Source organism: Formosa sejongensis, assembly GCF_033447105.1.
Lineage (GTDB): Bacteria > Bacteroidota > Bacteroidia > Flavobacteriales > Flavobacteriaceae > Formosa.
Genome location: NZ_JAWQUN010000011.1, coordinates 26,759 through 47,768, shown reverse-complemented (window position 1 = coordinate 47,768; position 21,010 = coordinate 26,759). Strand labels below are relative to the sequence as shown.

The following is a 21,010-nucleotide window of genomic DNA, read 5'->3' as shown; positions in this document are numbered from 1 at the left end:
CTGTTTTTCTCTTTAATAATTATTAGTACTTACTTTACTTCAGTATCAGGAAAGCGATATTTCCATTCAATCTATTCCCAGGCTTAATCCTTCACTTGTAGATCTGATCAATAATTTCAAAAAAAGAAGAGGATGGTGTTTTACTTTGTTTAGAATATGATCAACTTACTACGTCTTTAAATGTCACTGAAGTATCTTAAGTATTTCTGTTTTTCGATGGTAACCTAATTTATAAAGGAGATAACATTATTAATAGCCTCTTGTAATTGAATAGGTAATTGGTTTTGGTTCCAAGGGTGAGCGGCTTCAAAAACATGGTTGGCACCTTCTATAATTTTTAATTCACTATTAGGACTCCATTCGTGTAAATTGTAAGCTTCTTCTATTAAAACACTTGTATCTGTATTTCCGTGGATTATAAGATAAGGAATTTTTAAATGTGAAACTGCACGTTGGATGTTTAGTCGGTTTTGGTTGGTTTTAAAATCTTCATAAAACTGATAGTAATGCGGCATTTGTTGTTTGGTGCGACCATTAATAACATATTGTACGCCATCTTTTTTCCATTGTGCTAGGTCTTCACCGCTAGACATTCTAGAAGCGTAATCACTTACACCTGCTAAGGTAATTACACGCGTAATTCGATTGTCTTCTTCGGCTTTTACAGTAACAATACCTCCGCCACGGCTGTGGCCAATAAGAGTAATATTATTAGTGTCTGCTTGAGTGTTGTAATTGGTGTTTGTAGTGATCCAATCTATAACCGATTTTAAATCGTCTAATTCTTTGGTGTAATTATTTTGACCAAAAGCTTCTAAATCGGGAAAATCTATGGGTTGTTCTGGCGTGCCGCCATTGTGAGAGAAATTAAATTTTATAAAGAAGTAGCCTGCTTCAGCAAAAGCTTCTGCCATTAAATTCCAAGCGCCCCAATCTTTAAATCCTTTATAGCCATGGCAAAAGATAAGTATGGGTTTTGGTGTGTTATTTTCAGTATAATATAAATCGGTTAAAATGGGTTTACCGTGTGTTCCTGGAAGTTGATAGTTTGAAATGTGTTTCATGATGTCATGATTTTTATTCAGAAATTAATTACTTTAAATTTAAAACATTTAAAGACAGTCATCTAAAAAAAAGGCATAAAAAAAGAGTGAGATAACCAGTCCCACTCTTACAAACAAACTAACTAATTGACATAGTTAAACTAACTAACTATCTATTTAAAATTAAAACTATATTGTAAAATACTCAACGTAATCTCTTCCGTTAGCATTTATTATTACTTTGTAATTACCAGTGCGTTTTTCAGCTAACTTGTAAATACGATTTATATTTGTTGTATTAGAAATGTCTTCAGAATGAATTAAGTTGAATTCTGAATTATCACTAGTGTAATAAATCTTTACTTCTACATCTGACTTATCTAGAGATAATTGAGTTAAGTAAAGGTTGTTGTTTTTTAAATTAACAACAGGCTTGAATATGCTTTTTTCGTTTTTTTTGTTGAAAGTAACTTCACCAATAGAAACTGTAAAAGGGATAATTTTTATTTCGTAACCTTTTTCATGTTCGAAATAATACGTACCGTTAGGTAAAGCTGTTAAATCGAATTTATTATTGTAAAGACCAGAAGTTGCAATTGTAGAATTGTATAAAACAATTCCGTTTATATCTTTAATAGATAATAATTGACCTTCTTTAACATCGTTTAAAGTTAAAGTGATTTCTGATTTTTTTCTTTCACCATCTTTTGAAGAAGCATTTGCGTAAGTAGCTATTCCAGTTACCATTGCAAACATATATATACTAAGGACTAATATTCTTTTCATAATTATAAATTTTTATAACTTAATTACATGACAAAGATATGGCAGAACTAGAGGGTGGAAAACATCTATATTGGCTACTTTATGTGCTATATTAACTGTAAATAAAATGTTAAGCTTCTGCGGAGGTAAAATAGTATACTTTAGAGTTAATTCTACACACGCTATCCCGTATACATTTCGTATTTTTGCAATTCAAATGAGAGATTCTTATGAAGTTAAAACCAACTTACGAAAAAGTAACGCCCAGTTTTGGAAGCTCGTTGGTTGTTAGGCAGCATACGCAAGAAGCCCATAAGAGTAAGGCCTTTTGGCACTTTCATCCCGAATTAGAATTGGTATACGTTAATAAAGGACAAGGGAAACGCCACATAGGAAATCATTTGTCGTACTTTAATAATAGTCAGCTTATACTAATAGGCTCTAATTTACCACATAATGGCTTTGCAGACAGACTTACTTCGCGTGGTTCTGAGACTATTGTGCAGTTTTTACCTAACTTTTTAGGCGATACATTTTTAAAGTTGCCAGAAACAGAGCGTATTTCTATGCTTTTTGAACGTGCTAAGAAAGGTGTGCTATTTAAACCCGAAACAAAATTAATAGTTGGTCCTAAAATTGAAGCTTTAATGGACTACCAAGGATTTAATCGTGTTTTAAAATTATTAGAAATCTTAAACGATTTGGCCGTATCCGAGCATTATAGCTTATTAAATGTTGACGGTGTTGCTTTTGAAACCGAGCCACAAGATAGTGCCAAGGTCGATGTTATTTTTAGATATATAAATAATCACTTTCAGCAACATATAAGTTTAGAAGAAATTGCAGATCAAGCAAACATGACTGTTCCCGCCTTTTGCCGATTCTTTAAAAAGGCTACAGGAAAAACATTTACTAAATTGGTGAATGAATACCGTGTGGTACATGCAACCAAATTATTACAGGAAAGCGAAATGAGTATCACCGATATTTGTTTTGAATGCGGATTTAATAACTTCTCGCATTTTAATAAATTTTTCAATGAAATAACAGGAACTAGTGCCTCAAAGTATAGAAGTGAGATGACTCGTATTATTCAATAGCTTTAATCGAGCATATATATAATAGTAAAAACCTCGAATTCATATTGAATTTGAGGTTTTTTGTATCTATAGGTATAGTAAATAATTTACTCAGGCTTTTTGCTTTTACCTTTTGGCTGTGCTTGTAATTCTTCTAATGATAATTCTCCATTAGAATCACTATCCATTTTGCTGAAGTTTTTTTCCAAACGTTCTGGATCAACATCGTTTTTTCTTTTAGAAGATTTAAATTCATCTAAAGATACTGTGCCGTTCTGGTCTGTATCTAGGCGTTCCATCTGTTTTTCGGGGTTAGGCGCTTGTTTATCTTGTTTTTGATCTTGTGCTTGAGCTGAAAATGAAACAGTGAAAAAGGCTAAGCTTAATATTCCGAATGTTATTGTTTTAAATTTCATCGAACTAGAGTTTTGTTGTTATTTATATAAGACTCTAATTTTTTTAAATAGTTTAATCTGAAACTATTTTTCTCCATTCCATTCGGAATAAAACTGATCTAAAAAGCCAAGCATATAATCATGGCGTTGTTCTGCGATGTGTTTTCCCGTTTCTGTATTCATTTTATCTTTTAAAAGGAGAAGCTTCTCGTAAAAATGATTAATTGTTGGAGCAGTAGAGGCTTTATATTCGGCTTTTGTCATATTTAAATTGGGTGCGATTTCTGGATCGTAAATAACGCGATTTTTAAATCCGCCGTAATTTAAAGTCCTAGCGATTCCAATAGCACCAATAGCATCTAATCTGTCGGCATCCTGCACAACGTTTAATTCTGGAGAAGAAAATGTAGCTTTAAAATTACCGCCTTTATACGATATGTTTTCAATAATATTAATTACGTGCTGTATAGTGGTTTCATTTACTTCAATAGTTTTTAAAAAAGCAGAAGCGACTTTAGGACCAACAGTTTCATCTCCATCATGAAATTTACTATCGGCTATATCGTGTAGTAAAGCCCCTAGTTCTACAACAAACAAATCGACAGCTTCAGTTTTCGCGATTAATTTTGAGTTTTTATAAACACGTTCTATATGAAACCAATCGTGGCCACCTTCGGCACCTTCTAATTGTTCTTTTACAAAGTTAATTGTAGTTTGTATTTGTTCGGCTTTTGTCATAGCTATAAAAGTAAAAATTCCTAACTGAGAGAGAAAGGAATTTTTAAGTTAAAAGTATATTTTAATTACATTTTTGCAGGTTCTACCCACTTAAATTGAAATGAATTTTCAGGAACCTTCATGCGTTCTGCTACACGCATCATACGACCTGGAAGTTTCATAAGGTAGTCTCTTGCTTTTTCAGCTTCGTCTGTTAAGCCGGTAACTTTTTCAATTTCCCAACGTACAAGTAGTTTATCAAGAATATCTATATAATCCATAGATGTGTACACTCCAATACGTTGTGCTGTGTTCGAAAATTCTTCGAAAGCAGAACTTACTTGTCCTCCAGATTCTCTCAAAAAGTGAGCTGGCATTGTGATTTTTTGCTTCATCATATAATGAAAAGCCATCATCATTTGGCTAGGATCTACCGCGAAAATACGTTCTACAAACTCACTATATGCATGATGGTGTCTCATTTCGTCTCCCGAAATAATTTTACACATTTTGCTTAGTTGTTTGTTTCCACGTTCTTTAGCTAGTTTTGCTACGCGGTTGTGAGAAATATATGTGGCTAGCTCTTGGAAACTGGTATATACGAAGTTTTTATACGGATCGCGATCTGTACCAATATCAAAACCATCGGCAATTAAATATTGCGTTGTTTTTTCAATCTCACGCATATTTACACGCCCAGAAAGATAAAGATACTTGTTAAGTACATCTCCGTGTCTGTTTTCTTCACCTGTCCAGTGGCGCACCCATTTAGACCAACCGTTACGTTCTATTTGGCCGACTCCTTCCACATCCATAAGCCAAGACTCGTAAGTTGGTAAGGCTTCTTCGGTAATCATATCTCCAACTAAAACAACCCAGAAATCGTAAGGTAAATCTTTAGCTAATTCTCTTATTTCTTTAACTTCATCAAAAAACTTTGGACTCTCAGAATCTGGTAAAAAATCTGTTGGTTGCCAAATCGTTTCTATCGGAATTAAATATTTTTCTATTAAAGCGTCTACGTCTTTTTCCAAAAACTGCATCACTTCTAACCTTACATTTTTTAATGACATAATGTTAAGTTTTAATGGTTTATACTTTGTGTTACAGTGCGTTCAATTTCATCAATTAAAGTATCTGTAGTGCCTGTAAAGGTAGATAAATTTATGGGTTTATGAACAGTAATAGTTATATGAGCGCCCAAACCCATAGGAAATTTTCCGTATTTTAACGTTTTCCATGAATTATTTATTGTCAATGGTATAACGCTACCAGTAGGAATATTTTTTATTAAGGTTTGCAAACCATGACGTTGAAACGGTTTTGCATGGCCATCTTTACTTCTTGTGCCTTCTGGAAAAATTACGGCAGAATATTTTTTTTCGTTTATAAATTTTGCAAACTCATTAATAGCACGTATTGCTTGTCTCGGGTTTTTTCTATCAATTAAAGCCGAGCCACCATGACGTAAATTATACGATACACTTGGGATGCCTTTACTCAATTCAATTTTACTAATAAATTTTGGATGATATTGTCTCATATACCAAAGTATCGGCGAAATGTCGTACATACTTTGATGGTTAGAGACTATAATTAAAGGAGTGTCTTTCGGAATATCGTTTTCAAAATGGTTTATATAAGTAAAACGTGTGCCCAAAATATTTAAACAACGCATTAATAAAAACTGTAAAGCATTCACGCTACTTTGTAACGTGTTATAACCAAATACACGATGACTAATCCATAAAATAGGATGGAATATAGTTATGCTTAAAAAAAAAGTAAAAGCATATAGAACGGTTAAGGGGTATGCTAAAATTTTCATTAATTGGTTTTTCGAGGTTTTGTGTTGCAGCAAAAATAAGATATAAAAAAACCACGCCAAAAGCGTGGTTTATAATTTTTATAAAAAAGTCTTAACAAACTTGATTAAAAGCATCTTTAAGGTTTTCTGCAATCATTTCTGCAGGACGCCCTTCAATATGGTGACGCTCTAACATGTGTACTAATTCGCCATCTTTAAACAGGGCAATACAAGGAGAACTTGGAGGAAAAGGAATCATATAACCCCTTGCTGCATCTACAGCTTCCTTATCTACACCTGCAAAAACCGTTACTAAATGGTCAGGATGTTTATCGTTTTTTATACTCATGCTTGCACCTGGGCGTGCATTTGCTGCAGCACAACCACAAACAGAATTAACAACAACTAAAGTTGTTCCTTCCTTTGCTATCGCTGCATCTACAGCTTCGGCGGTGTGTAATTCTTCAAAACCAACTTTGGTTAAATCTTCACGCATTGGTTTTACTAATTCTGCTGGGTACATATTTTAAATTTTATGTTTAACATTTTAAAGTACAAATATACATAATTAAAATAGAAGCCATCACGACTTTAACGAATCGTAACATAAGGTTAAGCTGTAAATAAATTGGGCGTTACCTTGCTTGGGCAAGGTCGGGCTATACGCTATATCTTTTTGTTTTTAAGAAAACAAAAAGGATGCCGCTACTATCCCTAACGCAGAATAGTAGACCGTTAAATGTATTAGGTTTAAAAAATTAGACTTGAAAATTAAATTTTTAGGACATGATTGATTAGAAGTAATCAACTTAAAACTACATGTAGTATATTTGCGGGAATTAAAATAAAATTATGGGTATTTCAAAATGGTTAGGTGCTACTTTAGGTTTGTCGTTTGGTGGGCCAATAGGTGCGATTTTAGGATTTGCATTAGGTAGTATGGTCGACGGAATTTCTAGCGGAGGCATTAAAGTAAATACAGGTTCTCCTTACCAAGCGCCAAGACCTACAAGAACAAAGTCTAGTGAATTTGACGTTAGCTTATTAATATTAGCAGCTATTGTTATAAAAGCAGATGGCGTTAGTGATAAAAGAGAATTAGATTTTGTGCGAGCTCAATTTGTTGGTATGTATGGTAAAGATCGTGCAAACGAAGCGTTTAAATTATTTAAAAATATAAGTCAGCAAAAAGATATACCTGTTCGCGATGTGTGTTTGCAGATTAAGCAAATGATGGATCACCCATCTCGTCTTCAGTTGCTTCATTTTTTATTCGGAATCGCTAAAGCCGATGGGAATGTAAGTGAAGTAGAAGTTAATGCTATTTATACCATTTCAAATTATTTAGGTATTCGTGCAATAGATTTCGAAAGTATTAAAGCAATGTTTTATAACAGTAGTGATAATGCCTATAAAATTCTTGAGATCGAAAAATCTGCTACACCTGAAGAAATCAAAAAAGCTTATCGAAAAATGGCTAAAAAATACCATCCCGATAAAGTACTCCACTTAGGCGAAGAGTATCAAAAGGGCGCCGAAGAAAAGTTCAAGCAAGTTCAAGAGGCTTATGAGCAAATCCAGAAAGAGCGTGGGATTTAAGATATTCAACTGTGATTTTACTAAAAAACCCTTGATTATTAATAATCAAGGGTTTTTTTGCACTCATTTTAAGCTTGTTGAAATAATTCAACTTTTAATATTTCGATATTTTTAGTACCTGTTTTAAAAGGCCAATCGAATTTATCGCCAACTTTTCGTCCAACCGTTGCAACAGCACGGGCTGAAAGAATTGAGAATTTTCCTTTTTTCTCCTTTCTTTTGTCTGTTGAAACAAAAATATAGTCTTCCATTTTATTATCGGTGTGATTCATAATGGTAACTTTTCTATTAACAGTTACAACATCATTTGGCAAATCTCTGCGAAGCACTTGTTTGGCACCTCTTAGTTCTGCTAATAAAAGTTCTTCTTCTTGTATAGTTACTTTTTTTCTTCTTACGTGATCTTTAATCATATCGTAAATTCCTGTTGTTAAAATGACATTCTCAGACATAATAATGATATTTACATTCTCTTTTCTTGAAGTTTTTGTTCGGACTCAAACATTTAAACATAGCGCAGATTGTTCTACAGTTGTTTAACTGTAAAAACGACTTTAAAAAGAAAATAGGTGTTATAATTTATTTAATAAACCGATAAAAAGTCCCTGTCTTGAGTCTTGACAGGGGGTATTAAATAAACTCTTTGGAATTTTTTAGAAAAATATCATCATGTAAATAAGACAATGACAACAGTAGCCTTGAAGGCGTAGCTTGTTTGTATGTAGAAAAAATTGTTGTCATATGTGATATTATAATAAGGCAAAATTAGCCTTTATATTGGATAATTACAAGCTTCTGTATTTTGTTTGTATAAAGTGTGATTTTTTTGAGATACTAAACGTTAGTCCTTAAATAAAACTAACGTTTTCTCTTTTCCTTAATCATTTTAATATTTAGTAATTTGTAAATAATTCTGTGATTCCTTCATTGGAAGAAGCCTTTGCTATATCGCGAGCAGTTAACCCTTGATCATCTTTAATTTCTGGATTTGCACCATATTTTAGAAGTTCTGTAATTACATATTCTCTCTCTTTTTCAGTAGCAATGTGTAGTGCTGTCTTTCCAGAGTTGTCTTGTATTTCTGTGTCTGCTCCACCTTTCAGTAACGCATCTATTGTCCAAGAATTCCCTTTTATAGTCGCTTGAATAAGCGCTGTATTACCTGATTTATCTTTATGATTTACGGCTATTCCTTTATCAATTAGTGTTCCTATTTTACTGTGTTTTTTATCATGGGCTTCTAATGCTCTGAGAAACCAAAGTAAATTTTCGCCATTTTCATTAACATCATTTAAACAATTCTCATTCACCAATTCATCTAATACTTCTTTCTCTCCCAAAGCTGCTGCCATTTGTATGGCTGTAAACCCATTTGCGTACACCGTAGCGTCCTTCATTTTATAAAGAATCTGAGCAAAGACTGCCAATGATTTAATATAGTTATTGCCTAAGGCGTATTCAAAAGGCGTTTGGTTATATGGGTTTTTATGGGTGAATAATTCGGGGTGATCTTTAAGGAGTAGAATGTTTTCAGATGAGATATCTGGGTGCATCTTATTAATAATATTATAACCGTCATTATTTATTAAAGTAACATCAGCACCAGCATTAATCAGTAGTCGTGTGAATGTTTGATTATACGCATAAGTTGCTAAATGAAGCGGGCAGTTTCCCTCGTCATCTTGTACATCAATCATTTTTGTTGATGTATTAAGCAGTTCTTCAAGAAGTTCTGGTTCACCTTCTTCAATCAGTTTATGAATAAGTGTCGTATTGTTATTAAAAATGGTGTCTGGGGCTGTTGCAACTAATTTTGCCAGCGCATCATAATCACCATTTTGAGCAGCTAATTGTACTTGAGCTTCCGTGAGAACAACTCCTGATTTTAGTAGTGTTTTTATAGCAAAAGCGTTGTTGTTTTCAAGGGTGTAATCAAGCATGGTTTTGCCTTTACCATCCTTGAAATTCATATTTACTCCCGCTTTAGCTGCCATTTCAAGAACATATCCATAGCCTTCAATAGCAGCACTGTGTAGTGGGCTTTCACTATTTACTTCTTCACGATAGTTATATCCCGCATCAATAAGAGGTTTTACACAGTTGCTTTTTGCTCCTTTAGCGCAATACATAAGGGCAGTGATATCTTTAGGAACTGTATGATGCATATCTGCACCGTTTTTAATGAGAAGTTCGAGCACTTCACCGTGGTCTTGTTTGAGCGCATAGAAAAGCGGTGTAAAGAATGTATCATCAATATGATTTACATTGGCTCCATTCGCAATAAGAATTTCAATGAGCTTAATCCAATTATTTTCAACAGCAATATTAAGAGGGATGCCATTTTCATCAATTTTAGCATTAACATCTGCCCCATAATCAATAAGGCACTGAAGAATTTCTGGTTGGTTATGAAAACATGCGGTGTGTATGGCTTGATGTTTTTTTTCGGAGTGCGCGTGAATATTTGCACCTCGTTCCAATAGAAGTTTAACAGCGGATAGATGCTCGCCATCTACAGCCATTTGTAACGGACTGACACTATCGCTCGATTTGGCTTCAATATCTAAACCAAGATCAAGTAAATAGTTTATAATTTCAATTTGACCTTGTTTAGCTGCATAATGAAGTAATGTGGCATCATCCTCAAGACGTGTTTTAGGATCCAATCCATTAGTCACTGCTTCTTTGATTTGGTCTAAATGTCCTTCGTCAATTATGCTTTTTATGTCAATCATTTTTTGTCTTAGATATTAATCTGTAATTTCTATAGGCGTACTTGGGGGCATCGCTGGAGATGGAAAGAAGTTATTAGGTGATAAAAACACTTCTATTTCTTTTGTTTTTTTATCCATATGATACTCCTTTCGGAAGTTTCCTCTTAAAGAATGACTCGATGGAATTTTGATGTTAAAATAGTCTTCTGCTTCATAAATTTCCATAGGATAATAGGTTTCATCACTTTCATCAATGGTTTTAAAATATGCTACTGCTTTAGTTTCTATTAATTTGGACATCATGGCATCTTCTTCAGGAGGGAAATAAAACTGTTCAGGCTTTTGGTCTACCATTCTGTCAACAAGATTAACATTTAAGTTGTAATAAGTTTTGAAGTTCCTTTTGTTTTTTAATGGTATAAATGTTACTAATCGAGTAAGGGTCACTTCAACTTCATTTTTACCAGATTTAGATGTGATGCTATAATCGTCAAGATTAATTTTTGGAATGAATTGTTCTTCTTTTAAAATTGCGGAAGCCATTTCTATTAACGGCTCCATATTTTCTGATTTCGTCGTGCTATATAAACCATTCTCTCTTTTGTAATGTTCTTGTAGTGTTAGGTCTTCACGATTATTCATTTGTAAGGTGTAAGATTCATTAGTCCAAACAATCGCGTTATCCTTTTTATTAATAAAATATTTTTTTGTTGATGCTGCAGATATACTTGTAACCAAAAAATAATCCTCGTTTTCCGAAACCGTGTGCTCCATATTCGAACCAAGCTCTAAAGGAATAGACTTTTTAATGTTTTTAATCGCTTTTTTGTCTGATGATGATGGGGTGTAAAATGAATTTTCCGAAGTGTCGAAAGGAGAAACCGTTTTAGTAATAATATTAACAGCAAGATCAAAAACGTGCTTTTCATTACGTTTATTAAACCTGATGAAACGTCTGTATTTTACAATAATATCTTTATAATTTCCTAAAATAACAATCTCAAAATCGTTGGGGTTTAATTCTAAATCAGGGTATTTTTCTTTTAAAATAGAGGTCGCAATTTTAGTGATTTCATCATTTTTATCCGATGTGTTTTCCGCTTTTAAAATGGTATATAAATCGTCTTCGTAATAATGTTTACAAGATATTTGGTGAAGGTAGTAAAACGGATTACTTCCTTTAAAAAATAGCGTTTCACCAGTTTGTTTATTTATAAGCGTTTTACTTAAAAAAGGGTGTTCGGTATTGCCAAATACATTTTTGTCGATATGATGAAGATTATCAAAACAAGAAATTAAGTAATATTCCTCATTTTCTGTAATGGTATATTCAATATCTGGTTGATTGTTTTTTGGTAATAATCCGCTTTCTTTTAATGCCGAAATGGTTTGTTCTCCTTCCTTTGAAGCCACGTAAAAAGGTAGCTCTTGATTATCAAAAGGGATGATTTCTTTGGTATCCAGATTTATAGTTATATCATAATCAAAAGCTTCAGCTTTATTAGAAACATAACGTATCGCTCTTTTAAAAATGATTTCTGTTTTACTGTGTCTAGTTTTCCAAACCTTAATTTCATAATCGTTTGGATTTAAAATAACTTCTGGATATTTTTCTTTTAATAAGTCTTTTGCTATTTGAATTAACTCGTCTTTGTTTTTTGTTTTAAGGTCTTTTGGAGTATAATTCATAGTATTTTGAGAATGAATCGTTGTTAGGTTTAAAAGTGAAAAGAGTACGAGAATGTACTTTATTTGAATCATTTTAAATGACATTATTATGGTTTTGAGTTTAGTCAATAAGTTAGGTTGTAAACTGAATTTTTAATATGAGGCAGGAAAGAAATCAATCACTTATATGGTTTGAAACTAACTTTTATTTTGTTCGTTCTATTTTTATAGGATTTTGTCGGGTGTCAAAAACATCGTTTATTTCAACCCGATGTTCTTTCTCGTTAATCCAGTAAATGATTTTATAATTTTTAAAAACTAAAAAGCGAAACTTTTGTTCTCTATTTATTAAAAGTGCTTCAATTTGTCCAATTTCTGGTTGATTTTTCAGTTTTAATGTTTCACTGTAAATCTCGTTAATTAACTTTTTAGCAATCTTAGAGCCTGCTTTTTTTCGAAAAAAACTATAAATGTTTTCAAGTTCTTTTTGAGCAAAATCAGTCCAAAATAGTTTTAATTCCATTTATCAATTTTAGCTTTTAATTCATCAGATGCTATTAATCTCCCGTTTTTTGAATCTTCCATAGATTGATCAATCCGAGAATTAAATTCCTCAACTGTCATGGGTTCAAAATCTTCTTTATCTGAATTTTTATTTTCTTTTTTCAGGATTTTTTCAAGTCGTGAAATAACATCTTCACTCTGAATTTTTAAAAATTCTTGAATAAGCTTCAATTTTCTTGTTTGTAAATCCATTGTATTCGCTTTTTATCAAAGATACAAAAATATCATTTTCAGGTGTTGTTTCTGATTTGAAGTGTTTTTCTTAATTTTGGTCATATCTCCAATAATAACACCTTTGCAATTATCAAAATAACCAGCACGTTTTAAACTTTGTAACATGCCGTCTATATGGTATTTGTATTCGTCAATTTCTTCAATAAAAATAATTTTCCAGAAGTATCTAAACTCGATTTAGAACCCAACATAGTATATGGTTAAATTTCCACCAACTAATTCACCAGAAACAGTTTCTGTTTTATTGCAATTTTAAGCAGGTTGAAAGGTTTTTAAGAAATTCAAGAAGTATAGAACTTGAGATAAAATAAATTTAAGTGTTAGTCAACAAAGGTTTCTTTTATAACAGACTTTAATTCCTTTATTTCAGGTTTTGTCATTCTTCCAAGTTTTTTAACTATTCTTTCTTTATCAATAGTTCTTATTTGGTCAACGACAATCCATCCTATTTTATCATTGTGTTTTATTTCAATTCTTGTTGGATAATTTTTAGAGCTTGTCATCATTGGAGCAACAATTATTGTTCTTAAAAATTTATTCATTTCGTTTGGTGAAATAATGACACACGGACGTGTTTTGTTAATCTCACTTCCTATTGTTGGGTTAAGATTAATTAATACAATTTCATATTGATTTAATTCCATTCTTCAAAAATTTCATCATCAAGAAAGTCGTCAAATAATAAATGATCATCGCCGTTTTCATTCATTTCCTTAAATGAATTTTCCCATCCATTTCTTGGAGTTGTTATCGGCTGAATAATAATTTTACCTTTTTCAAGTATTAAATTAACTTTATCTTTAATGTTGTATTTTTCAAGTATGGTTTTGCTAATACGTATACCTTTTGAATTTCCTATTTGGATAATAGATACTTCCATGATAAATTATTTTGTTATTACAAAGTTATTACAAATAAATAGATATACCTAATGTGTTATTTGGTTTAACGTGTCTTAAAATTTTTGTAACTCATTAATCCTCAAAACCAACCAACAATTTTTCTTTTTCCACAATCAATTCTACGTTTCTTCCAAAAATTAAAGCTTGATTATCTTTGGCATGTCCTGCTGGCATATTAAAAGCAACGGGAAAATCATAATCGGCTAAAACATCTAAAATTAATTGTTGAATAGAGGTTCCCCAAGAGGTTGTGTTTTTCTTAGTTTTAGTAAAATCGCCTATAAGTACACCGTTGCAATTATCAAAATAACCAGCTCGTTTTAAGCTTTGTAACATGCGGTCTATATGATATTTGTATTCGCCAATTTCTTCAATAAAAAGAATTTTTCCTGAAGTATCTAAACTAGATTTAGAGCCTAACATGGTGTGTAAAATGGTTAAATTTCCACCAACTAATACACCAGAAGTCGTTCCTGTTTTATTGTATTGCGAGCCCTCTAAAACATAAGCTAATGGCGCGCCAAAAAGAGCGTCTTTAAAGGTTGTAATGGTTTCTTTAATCGTTTCAGGGCTGTCTTGTAAATTGGTGCACATCATGCCGTGTAGCGATTGAAATCCTAAATTATTAACATCGCTGTGTATTGCTGTAATATCCGAATAGCCTATAATCCATTTCGGGTTTTTATTAAACGCTGTCCAATCCAATTTATCTAAAATTCGAACAGACCCATAACCGCCACGAGCACACCAAATGGCTTTAACATTCGGATTGTCTATGGCATTTTGGAAATCTTCGCAACGTTCATCATCAGTTCCAGCAAAGTGATTGCCATCACTAAAAACATACAGATTATCTGCTATTATAATTCATCACAGTTTTATCTGTAATACTTGTGAAAGAATTATTACGCTCTCTTGTACTAAATATTATAGGTTTAAGTATGGAACTATTATATTCAAAGCTTGTATATCTGTGTGTTTTGTTAAAATATTTCTGTTTATAAAAGTATAGACTTTACTTTTTAATACCGTTACTGTATTTTAAATGAATATGGAAGTGCCACAATAATAATAAGTTGCGTTTGTGTATATTCTTTCGTGAAAATATTATTTTGAACAATAAAACATATTTTTAGTCTTAACTAAAAATATACTTGTGTTTAAGTAAATAGTGTATCTTTGTGGTAAATAAAAAGTTAAGTGGTTACATTATCAGAAGAAAATTATTTAAAAGCAATTTACCATTTAGGAAAACAAGGTTCGGTCGCAGTTAGCACAAATGCTATTGCCGAAAAAATAGAATCTAAAGCTTCTTCCGTTACAGATATGGTAAAAAAATTGGCTGAAAAAAAATTGGCTAATTATATTAAATATCAAGGCGTTTCATTAACCGAAAAAGGACGATTGATCGCTGCATTGGTGGTTAGAAAACACAGACTTTGGGAAGTTTTTTTAGTAGAAAAATTAAATTTTTCTTGGGATGAGGTTCATGTTGTTGCCGAACAGCTGGAACATATAAAATCGTTAAAATTGGTAAACGAGTTAGATGCCTTTTTAGGATGTCCTACACACGACCCTCATGGCGATCCTATTCCGGATAAAGACGGAAACATTTCGCCAATAAAAAGCATAAACATATTGGAAATTAAAAATGGCTCAGAAGGGATTTTGGCATTTGTAAAAGATTCTTCCGAGGTGTTTTTAAAATACTTAAACAAAAATAATTTAGCATTAGGAGATACGATTAAGGTTTTAGATTTTGAACCTTTCGATAACTCTTTAACCATAGAGACAGCGTCTCAAAAAATGATTATTTCACAGGAGGTTGCTAAAAATTTATACCTAAGCTTATAGCATGGAAACATATAGCCCATTAACTGCACTCATAATGTTTTTTATAGTAGTCGCACTATTATATGTTTTGTTTAGGCCATTAAAAGGGTGGTTTTGGATTATTCGAAAAGCATTTAAAAGTGACGAAAAAGTAATTATAGAAGATATTTTAAAACAACTTTATCATTTTGAAACGTCCAATAGTAAAATAGACATGAAAACCTTAGTGCAGGTATTAGATTTTAATAATCATAGTATTGTCGAGGCCATAAAAAAAATGACTATTAATGATTTGATTTATTCAGAATCTGATGTTTTAAAGTTAACCGATGAAGGTCGAGATTATGCCCTACGTATTGTTAGAGTACACCGTCTTTGGGAACGTTATTTAGCAGATAAAACAGGAATACATAAGAAAGAATGGCACGATAGAGCAGAATCTATGGAGCATCGTTTAAGCCATGATGAAGCAGACGAATTAGCGGCACATTTAGGTCACCCTAAATTCGATCCTCATGGAGATCCTATTCCTACAAAAACAGGTAAAATGGCACTTGTTCATGGTGTAGAATTACCGCTTTTACCAGTGGGGTCTGTTGGGAAAATCACACACATAGAAGATGAACCTGATGTGATTTATAAGCAAATTTTAGCCGAGAATATCTATATGGGATCTATACTTAAAGTCATCGAAAATAATCCGACAAGAATAGTATTTCAATCGGAAGGAGAAGAATTTAAATTAGCACCTATAGTTGCTGCAAACTTAACAGTAGCACTTATAGAAGAGGAGGTTGTAATAGAAGAGAATATAGCACGTTTGTCCAGTTTAAAGATAAATGAAACCGCAAAAATTATTGGAATTTCTAGAGAGAATAGAGGAGATAGTAGAAGACGTTTGCTAGATCTTGGTTTTGTAAAAGGTTCTAGTGTTAGTATCGATCTTTTAAATCCTTTAGGTAATCCCAATGCGTATTTAATTAAAGGAACTTCTATTGCGATACGAAAAGATCAGGCTTCAAAAATCTTAATTAAAAAAGATTAAACGATGGAAACAAAAGTAAAGAGCGCTTGCGAAACGTGTTCACAGTTTAATAAAGAAGGTTTAAAAAAACTTGGTATTCACACCGATAATTTTGATTTTGTTGTGGCTTTAGCAGGAAATCCAAATACAGGAAAAAGTACTGTTTTTAATGCTTTAACAGGATTGCGTCAACATACCGGAAACTGGCCAGGAAAAACAGTAACACGTGCAGAAGGTGGTTTCGAATATAATACTAATAAATATAAACTGGTAGATTTACCAGGAACGTATTCTCTGCTTTCAACATCTGAAGATGAGGAAGCTGCTCGAGATTTTATTCTTTTCGGAAAACCAGATGTAACCGTAATTGTTGCTGATGCAAATCGATTAGAACGTAATTTAAATTTAGTACTTCAAATTCTTGAAATTACAGACAAAGCCGTGTTGTGTTTAAATTTAATGGACGAAGCAAAGCGTAATAAAGTAGACATAGATTTAAGAACGCTTGCAAGAGATTTAGGTATTCCTGTTGTGCCTACCAGTGCAAGATTTAATCAGGGTATTCCAGAGTTAATTCAAACCATTAGTGAGATAGCAAGTGGAGAGATTGTTTGTAAGCCACATCGCATTAAAAATGTACCAAAAAATATAGAAAAAGCAGTTAAAACCTTAACTGTCGAAATAGAAAAAGAGTTTCCTAATATCCCGAATAGTCGTTGGATTGCATTCAGATTATTAGAAGGGGATAAGCAAATTATTAATGCCTTAAAAACAGGAGAGTTTCTTTAAATTTTCAACAACATGAAAGATAATAATATTGATAATATCATCGAATTATCAAACGAACTACGTTGGCAAATTGGCGATGAGTTTCATGATAATCTTACTGAGAGTATTTATGCCGATGCCGCCGATATTGTAAAAGATTCGGTAAAAACACAAGATGGTGAGAAGCGGTTTCGTTTAGATTCTAAAATAGATAAAATAGTTACCAGTAAAACCTGGGGATTTCCTATCATGTTCTTAATATTAGGAACTGTATTATGGCTTACTATTATTGGTGCAAATTACCCATCATCTTTACTTGCAGAGTTGCTTTTAGATACTATTCATCCTATTTTGAAAAGTGGAGCCGCAAGCATAAGTATGCCTTGGTGGCTCGCGGGTTTTTTAATAGATGGAGTGTACTTAGCTGTGGCATGGGTTATTGCGGTAATGTTGCCACCAATGGCTATATTTTTCCCCATGTTTACTTTATTAGAAGATTTTGGATATTTACCTAGAGTGGCCTTTAACTTAGATTCGTTGTTTAATAAATCTGGTGCACATGGTAAACAAGCTTTAACAATGAGTATGGGTTTTGGTTGTAATGCCGCAGGTGTTGTCGCAACTCGTATTATAGATAGTCCGCGTGAACGTTTAATAGCTATTATTACAAATAATTTCTCGTTGTGTAACGGGCGTTGGCCGACTCAAATTTTAATAGCAACTATTTTTATTGGTGCTGTAGTTCCGGATTCGATATCTAGTTTTGCATCATTATTAGCGGTAATTAGTATTGCTGTTTTAGGAATGGCTTTTATGTTTGGCGTGTCTTGGGCGTTGTCTAAAACAGTTTTAAAAGGTGAGGTTTCTACTTTTAATTTGGAACTACCTCCATATAGACCACCACGTTTTTGGAAAACCATTTATACATCTTTAATAGATAGAACTTTAATTGTGTTATGGAGAGCAGTTGTATTTGCTGCACCTGCAGGGGCTTTAATTTGGTTGATTTCTAATATATATATTGGAGACGAAACAATTGCTGCTTGGTTAATTAACGGAATGGATGGTTTCGGATTTTTATTAGGACTGAACGGTGTTATTCTGTTAGCATATATTGTTGCTATTCCTGCAAATGAGATTGTGATTCCAACTATTTTGATGCTTACTGTAATGGTTACAGAAATAGGCGGAGGAGCAGGTGCAGGAGTTATGTTCGAATTAGATTCCATAAATGCTACTGGCGATATATTAAGAGCAGGAGGTTGGACTTTATTAACCGCAATTAATTTGATGCTTTTTAGTTTACTGCACAACCCGTGTAGTACCACAATTTATACGATTTATAAGGAAACAAATAGTGCTAAATGGACTATCGTTGCTTCTATAATGCCTGTTATTTTAGGCTTTGTGGTTTGTTTTCTAGTCGCTCAGTTTTGGAGATTGATTTTCTAATTAATTATCAAATTTAAAATAATTTAGAATGCAATAATCGTCTTATGATTTATTTTAAGCTTAAAGCCGATAGAACTTCTTGTGAAATTCTATCGGCTTTTTTTATATGTTCGTGTTTAAGAAATGTAAGTTTAAAATAATAAAAAGATAATACAGCTATGTATTTTAGTTGATTCTGCTCTTAGCTTCTGAAAATTTCAACTTCAACTTCAACTTAAGATTTAAGTTTAATTTGTTTTCTAATGCTTTTTGGGAATTTTTTAATTGGAGTTAAGGTCAGATCCTTATAATAACATTCGGCAGCTTCCGATTGTATCTGAATTTGCCCTATGTTTAGAATCTCTCCATTATCTTTTTTTGCATTTTCTACAACCATAACAACTTGTCCGTTTACGACATGAACGGCAGTGTTTCCTAAAACATAAATTTCTAAATGATTCCATTCACCATTAGGTAAATCATGTTCTGAATCTGCATGTATATATCCGCTAGCCTCAAAATAAGAATCAGAATTTGGATTGTATTTCTTAGCGTTACTTAAATCTCCTCTAACCTCTGTTATTGGAGCACCTCTTTTGGGTTCCGCTGTATTTCCACCTAAGGGAATAAAATCTCCCAAATCGGTTTCTTGCACTTGAAATTCTAGAGAGGTTTTCCATGTTTTCCAAAAGGCACCTTGCTCACCATAGCAATGGTAAAGAATTCCACTATCACGCTTATCTTCTAATCTTGGTTCCCATTTTTTTTCACCCCATTTAAACAATGTACTTAAGTGGTAATTTTCGTAATCTTTTTTTGTGCTTATACAACCTAGAATTTCTCCGCTAATATTTAAAACAATTTCACCATTTTCGTTCGAAACTGTAAACACATCTTTAATATCGTTGTTTAGTCCTAAAGCGGTCCCTTTATGAACGTTATCCGATTGGTAAGTGCCTTCAGGAAGGTCTTTAACAGTTGTATGTGGCACGCCTATCCATATATCAAATTGACTTAGATTTTCATCTAATAAATTAATGGTTTGCGATGTGTTTTGAGCTGTAGAGATAAAGCTCGTGAAAATGAGCAATAGGGAAGTGTACTTAATTTTAGAATACATAGGTTGTCTTAGTTCGTTAATCCAAATATACGAATAATCGAAAAACCTGAGTTCGATTAATACAGAGAAATTTGATTTGGCTTTACAGTTTGATATTTGATAGAAGGTTTCTTAGGCCGGAAGCTATATGCAATAAGACCTGCCACAATATTCGACAGGAAATTGGTAAAGCTTCTATGTCTGGAATGTTCTATTTGAGAGATGTTTTTTAGTTCATCATTTACAGTTTCAATAATAGAGCGTTTTCTGAGTAAAATTTTATCACTCATTGTCATCAAAGTGTTCTTCATGTTATTCTTAATGTGGGTAATTAAATGTATTCCATCATCAAAGAGAAGTTGCATTAAATCTTTACCAACATACCCTTTGTCTGCATATAATTTACCGTAAATTTTTCTAAGAAGTTTTTATTTTTTAAAGGTGTTCTGTCATCTATATTTGCTTGAGTAATAGTGAAATTTAAGATCTCCCCTTTATCGTTTATTACAATATGAAGTTTAAATCCATGAAACCATCCCATGGTAGATTTTCCAGTAGTAGCAATACCTTTGAACACTTTATTGTTTTTTATTCGCTTTGGTTTACATACTCTAACAAGGGTAGAATCTACAAAAGAAATACCTGTAGATTCCCCTAAGTAGCATGTCTTTAAAAACAAGGTCATCATCATTAAATTTTGCTGCTTTAGCTCTACAAATCTATTGTATGATACCGTATTAGGAAACTCTTGTTGCATATGCTTTTGGACATAATGAATTTAAAAATGCTTAAAGGTTCTAAACCCACTTAATTGAAATAAGATAGTGATAGTAACCACTTCACTTTTAGACATTATTGAAGGTTGTTTTGCGGGGTTCCCTAAAAGATGTTTTTCTACAACTAGGTCATATTCCTTTGAAAACTCATCAACCAAACAGAAAATTTCAGTAACTTTAGTGTAAATTATCATAGATAGATTTTTAGATTAATAAATTGAATTTCAGCACTTTAAATTATTGAAAATCTATCTTTTTTAATGTCAAAATAATATCTAATTATTAATCGAACTCAGGTTAATAAATAAAAATCATTATAATCTTCTAAATGCCATGATTTCTGTAATCTAGATTTATCTGAACAGATTAGACCTCGATAAGACTTTCTCCTTTAATTTTACTCCTATTTCCATATGTTAATCATGCGAAAGAAAAGTGTTTTCTATATGCTATCTAAATAGCGGAACCTTCAGTTATTTTATTTACAGATGTGAGCTTATCCTAAAAGTATTTAGAAGATTACAAGTGAATACTCTCTCAAATGTTTTTTGCTCTATATAATACAGAGGTTTTAAATCAATCGTGTCCTAAA

Annotated in this window: 21 protein-coding genes and 2 pseudogenes; 5 read left to right on the top strand and 18 right to left on the bottom strand. The window is 32.4% G+C overall.

Features of this window, described 5'->3' with window-relative positions; all coding sequences use genetic code 11:
* Nucleotides 1–224: 224 nt before the first annotated feature.
* Together R6X41_RS11735 and R6X41_RS11730 are read right to left on the bottom strand one after the other, a co-directional pair.
* Nucleotides 225–1,064: an alpha/beta hydrolase family protein gene (locus R6X41_RS11735; RefSeq protein WP_318500479.1), complete on the bottom strand. Its 840-nt coding sequence runs from the start codon at nt 1,062–1,064 to the stop codon at nt 225–227.
* A 168-nt stretch (nt 1,065–1,232) separates the two neighbouring features.
* Nucleotides 1,233–1,829: a hypothetical protein gene (locus tag R6X41_RS11730; RefSeq protein ID WP_318500477.1), complete on the bottom strand. Its 597-nt coding sequence runs from the start codon at nt 1,827–1,829 to the stop codon at nt 1,233–1,235.
* A gap of 209 nt (nt 1,830–2,038) precedes the next feature.
* Here R6X41_RS11730 and R6X41_RS11725 point away from each other — a divergent pair, with 209 nt between their 5' ends.
* The gene (locus tag R6X41_RS11725) at nt 2,039–2,908 is read left to right on the top strand and encodes a helix-turn-helix transcriptional regulator (RefSeq protein WP_318500475.1); all 870 of its coding nucleotides are present in this window, start codon (nt 2,039–2,041) and stop codon (nt 2,906–2,908) included.
* Between the two features lie 86 nt (nt 2,909–2,994).
* Here the strand turns inward: R6X41_RS11725 and R6X41_RS11720 are convergent, their stop codons facing one another.
* From R6X41_RS11720 to R6X41_RS11700, 5 genes are all read right to left on the bottom strand, one after another.
* Nucleotides 2,995–3,303 carry an EF-hand domain-containing protein gene (locus R6X41_RS11720; RefSeq protein ID WP_318500473.1) on the bottom strand — a complete coding sequence of 103 codons (309 nt, stop codon included), beginning with the start codon at nt 3,301–3,303 and terminating at the stop codon, nt 2,995–2,997.
* Nucleotides 3,304–3,366: 63 nt separating this feature from the next.
* Entirely contained in the window at nt 3,367–4,020 is a 654-nt protein-coding gene (locus R6X41_RS11715) for an HD domain-containing protein (RefSeq protein WP_318500471.1), read from the bottom strand.
* Between the two features lie 65 nt (nt 4,021–4,085).
* Entirely contained in the window at nt 4,086–5,072 is a 987-nt protein-coding gene (locus R6X41_RS11710) for an acyl-ACP desaturase (RefSeq protein ID WP_318500469.1), read from the bottom strand.
* An 11-nt stretch (nt 5,073–5,083) separates the two neighbouring features.
* Complete coding sequence (locus R6X41_RS11705; RefSeq protein WP_318500467.1) at nt 5,084–5,827, bottom strand: lysophospholipid acyltransferase family protein; 744 nt, start codon at nt 5,825–5,827, stop codon at nt 5,084–5,086.
* A 91-nt stretch (nt 5,828–5,918) separates the two neighbouring features.
* Nucleotides 5,919–6,329 (bottom strand): BrxA/BrxB family bacilliredoxin, encoded by a 411-nt coding sequence (locus R6X41_RS11700; protein WP_318500465.1) that lies wholly within the window; start codon nt 6,327–6,329, stop codon nt 5,919–5,921.
* Between the two features lie 329 nt (nt 6,330–6,658).
* Between R6X41_RS11700 and R6X41_RS11695 the strand changes: the two genes are divergently transcribed.
* Nucleotides 6,659–7,405, top strand: a complete 747-nt coding sequence (locus tag R6X41_RS11695) for a DnaJ domain-containing protein (protein ID WP_318500463.1) — start codon at nt 6,659–6,661, stop codon at nt 7,403–7,405.
* A gap of 68 nt (nt 7,406–7,473) precedes the next feature.
* Here R6X41_RS11695 and R6X41_RS11690 read toward each other — a convergent pair whose 3' ends face one another.
* The 9 genes from R6X41_RS11690 to R6X41_RS11650 all read right to left on the bottom strand — a co-directional run bounded on the left by R6X41_RS11690 (nt 7,474) and on the right by R6X41_RS11650 (nt 14,336).
* The gene (locus R6X41_RS11690) at nt 7,474–7,857 is read right to left on the bottom strand and encodes a GreA/GreB family elongation factor (RefSeq protein WP_318500461.1); all 384 of its coding nucleotides are present in this window, start codon (nt 7,855–7,857) and stop codon (nt 7,474–7,476) included.
* Nucleotides 7,858–8,298: 441 nt separating this feature from the next.
* Nucleotides 8,299–10,140 (bottom strand): ankyrin repeat domain-containing protein, encoded by a 1,842-nt coding sequence (locus R6X41_RS11685; protein WP_318500459.1) that lies wholly within the window; start codon nt 10,138–10,140, stop codon nt 8,299–8,301.
* A gap of 15 nt (nt 10,141–10,155) precedes the next feature.
* A complete protein-coding gene (locus R6X41_RS11680; protein ID WP_318500457.1) occupies nt 10,156–11,808 on the bottom strand; it encodes a hypothetical protein in 1,653 nt (550 codons plus the stop codon).
* Nucleotides 11,809–11,992: 184 nt separating this feature from the next.
* Complete coding sequence (locus R6X41_RS11675) at nt 11,993–12,310, bottom strand: type II toxin-antitoxin system RelE/ParE family toxin (RefSeq protein ID WP_318500455.1); 318 nt, start codon at nt 12,308–12,310, stop codon at nt 11,993–11,995.
* Nucleotides 12,301–12,543 (bottom strand): hypothetical protein, encoded by a 243-nt coding sequence (locus tag R6X41_RS11670; RefSeq protein ID WP_318500453.1) that lies wholly within the window; start codon nt 12,541–12,543, stop codon nt 12,301–12,303. The genes R6X41_RS11675 and R6X41_RS11670 overlap by 10 nt, the downstream gene beginning before the upstream one ends.
* 15 nt (nt 12,544–12,558) lie before the next feature.
* Nucleotides 12,559–12,729 (bottom strand): hypothetical protein, encoded by a 171-nt coding sequence (locus R6X41_RS11665; RefSeq protein WP_318500606.1) that lies wholly within the window; start codon nt 12,727–12,729, stop codon nt 12,559–12,561.
* Between the two features lie 176 nt (nt 12,730–12,905).
* Nucleotides 12,906–13,229 carry a type II toxin-antitoxin system PemK/MazF family toxin gene (locus R6X41_RS11660; protein WP_318500451.1) on the bottom strand — a complete coding sequence of 108 codons (324 nt, stop codon included), beginning with the start codon at nt 13,227–13,229 and terminating at the stop codon, nt 12,906–12,908.
* Entirely contained in the window at nt 13,220–13,465 is a 246-nt protein-coding gene (locus R6X41_RS11655; protein WP_318500449.1) for an AbrB/MazE/SpoVT family DNA-binding domain-containing protein, read from the bottom strand. Before R6X41_RS11655 ends, R6X41_RS11660 begins: the two co-directional genes overlap by 10 nt.
* A 94-nt stretch (nt 13,466–13,559) precedes the next feature.
* A complete protein-coding gene (locus R6X41_RS11650) occupies nt 13,560–14,336 on the bottom strand; it encodes a S66 peptidase family protein (protein WP_318500605.1) in 777 nt (258 codons plus the stop codon).
* Nucleotides 14,337–14,687: 351 nt separating this feature from the next.
* Here R6X41_RS11650 and R6X41_RS11645 point away from each other — a divergent pair, with 351 nt between their 5' ends.
* The 3 genes and pseudogenes from R6X41_RS11645 (at nt 14,688) to feoB (ending at nt 18,564) form a co-directional block, all read left to right on the top strand.
* Nucleotides 14,688–15,341 (top strand): metal-dependent transcriptional regulator, encoded by a 654-nt coding sequence (locus tag R6X41_RS11645; RefSeq protein WP_318500447.1) that lies wholly within the window; start codon nt 14,688–14,690, stop codon nt 15,339–15,341.
* A gap of 1 nt (nt 15,342) precedes the next feature.
* A complete protein-coding gene (locus R6X41_RS11640; protein ID WP_318500445.1) occupies nt 15,343–16,365 on the top strand; it encodes a metal-dependent transcriptional regulator in 1,023 nt (340 codons plus the stop codon).
* Between the two features lie 3 nt (nt 16,366–16,368).
* Nucleotides 16,369–18,564: pseudogene (feoB, locus tag R6X41_RS11635) on the top strand (ferrous iron transport protein B).
* 214 nt (nt 18,565–18,778) lie between these two features.
* Here the strand turns inward: feoB and R6X41_RS11630 are convergent.
* Both R6X41_RS11630 and R6X41_RS11625 read right to left on the bottom strand, forming a co-directional pair.
* On the bottom strand, nt 18,779–19,663 hold the full coding sequence (locus tag R6X41_RS11630; protein WP_318500444.1) for a 3-keto-disaccharide hydrolase: 885 nt from the start codon (nt 19,661–19,663) through the stop codon (nt 18,779–18,781).
* A gap of 56 nt (nt 19,664–19,719) precedes the next feature.
* Nucleotides 19,720–20,612, bottom strand: a pseudogene (locus R6X41_RS11625) (IS982 family transposase).
* Between the last annotated feature and the right edge of the window lie 398 nt (nt 20,613–21,010).

What these genes read in the sequence shown, in the direction of transcription:
- R6X41_RS11735 (WP_318500479.1), bottom strand. Translation starts at nt 1,064, where the DNA reads ATGAAACACATTTCAAACTATCAACTTCCAGGAACACACGGTAAACCC.
- R6X41_RS11680 (WP_318500457.1), bottom strand. Translation starts at nt 11,808, where the DNA reads ATGAATTATACTCCAAAAGACCTTAAAACAAAAAACAAAGACGAGTTA.
- R6X41_RS11630 (WP_318500444.1), bottom strand. Translation starts at nt 19,663, where the DNA reads ATGTATTCTAAAATTAAGTACACTTCCCTATTGCTCATTTTCACGAGC.
- R6X41_RS11705 (WP_318500467.1), bottom strand. Translation starts at nt 5,827, where the DNA reads ATGAAAATTTTAGCATACCCCTTAACCGTTCTATATGCTTTTACTTTT.
- R6X41_RS11660 (WP_318500451.1), bottom strand. Translation starts at nt 13,229, where the DNA reads ATGGAATTAAATCAATATGAAATTGTATTAATTAATCTTAACCCAACA.
- R6X41_RS11730 (WP_318500477.1), bottom strand. Translation starts at nt 1,829, where the DNA reads ATGAAAAGAATATTAGTCCTTAGTATATATATGTTTGCAATGGTAACT.
- R6X41_RS11640 (WP_318500445.1), top strand. Translation starts at nt 15,343, where the DNA reads ATGGAAACATATAGCCCATTAACTGCACTCATAATGTTTTTTATAGTA.
- R6X41_RS11685 (WP_318500459.1), bottom strand. Translation starts at nt 10,140, where the DNA reads ATGATTGACATAAAAAGCATAATTGACGAAGGACATTTAGACCAAATC.
- R6X41_RS11715 (WP_318500471.1), bottom strand. Translation starts at nt 4,020, where the DNA reads ATGACAAAAGCCGAACAAATACAAACTACAATTAACTTTGTAAAAGAA.
- R6X41_RS11675 (WP_318500455.1), bottom strand. Translation starts at nt 12,310, where the DNA reads ATGGAATTAAAACTATTTTGGACTGATTTTGCTCAAAAAGAACTTGAA.
- R6X41_RS11725 (WP_318500475.1), top strand. Translation starts at nt 2,039, where the DNA reads ATGAAGTTAAAACCAACTTACGAAAAAGTAACGCCCAGTTTTGGAAGC.
- R6X41_RS11670 (WP_318500453.1), bottom strand. Translation starts at nt 12,543, where the DNA reads ATGGATTTACAAACAAGAAAATTGAAGCTTATTCAAGAATTTTTAAAA.
- R6X41_RS11710 (WP_318500469.1), bottom strand. Translation starts at nt 5,072, where the DNA reads ATGTCATTAAAAAATGTAAGGTTAGAAGTGATGCAGTTTTTGGAAAAA.
- R6X41_RS11655 (WP_318500449.1), bottom strand. Translation starts at nt 13,465, where the DNA reads ATGGAAGTATCTATTATCCAAATAGGAAATTCAAAAGGTATACGTATT.
- R6X41_RS11700 (WP_318500465.1), bottom strand. Translation starts at nt 6,329, where the DNA reads ATGTACCCAGCAGAATTAGTAAAACCAATGCGTGAAGATTTAACCAAA.
- R6X41_RS11695 (WP_318500463.1), top strand. Translation starts at nt 6,659, where the DNA reads ATGGGTATTTCAAAATGGTTAGGTGCTACTTTAGGTTTGTCGTTTGGT.
- R6X41_RS11720 (WP_318500473.1), bottom strand. Translation starts at nt 3,303, where the DNA reads ATGAAATTTAAAACAATAACATTCGGAATATTAAGCTTAGCCTTTTTC.
- R6X41_RS11690 (WP_318500461.1), bottom strand. Translation starts at nt 7,857, where the DNA reads ATGTCTGAGAATGTCATTTTAACAACAGGAATTTACGATATGATTAAA.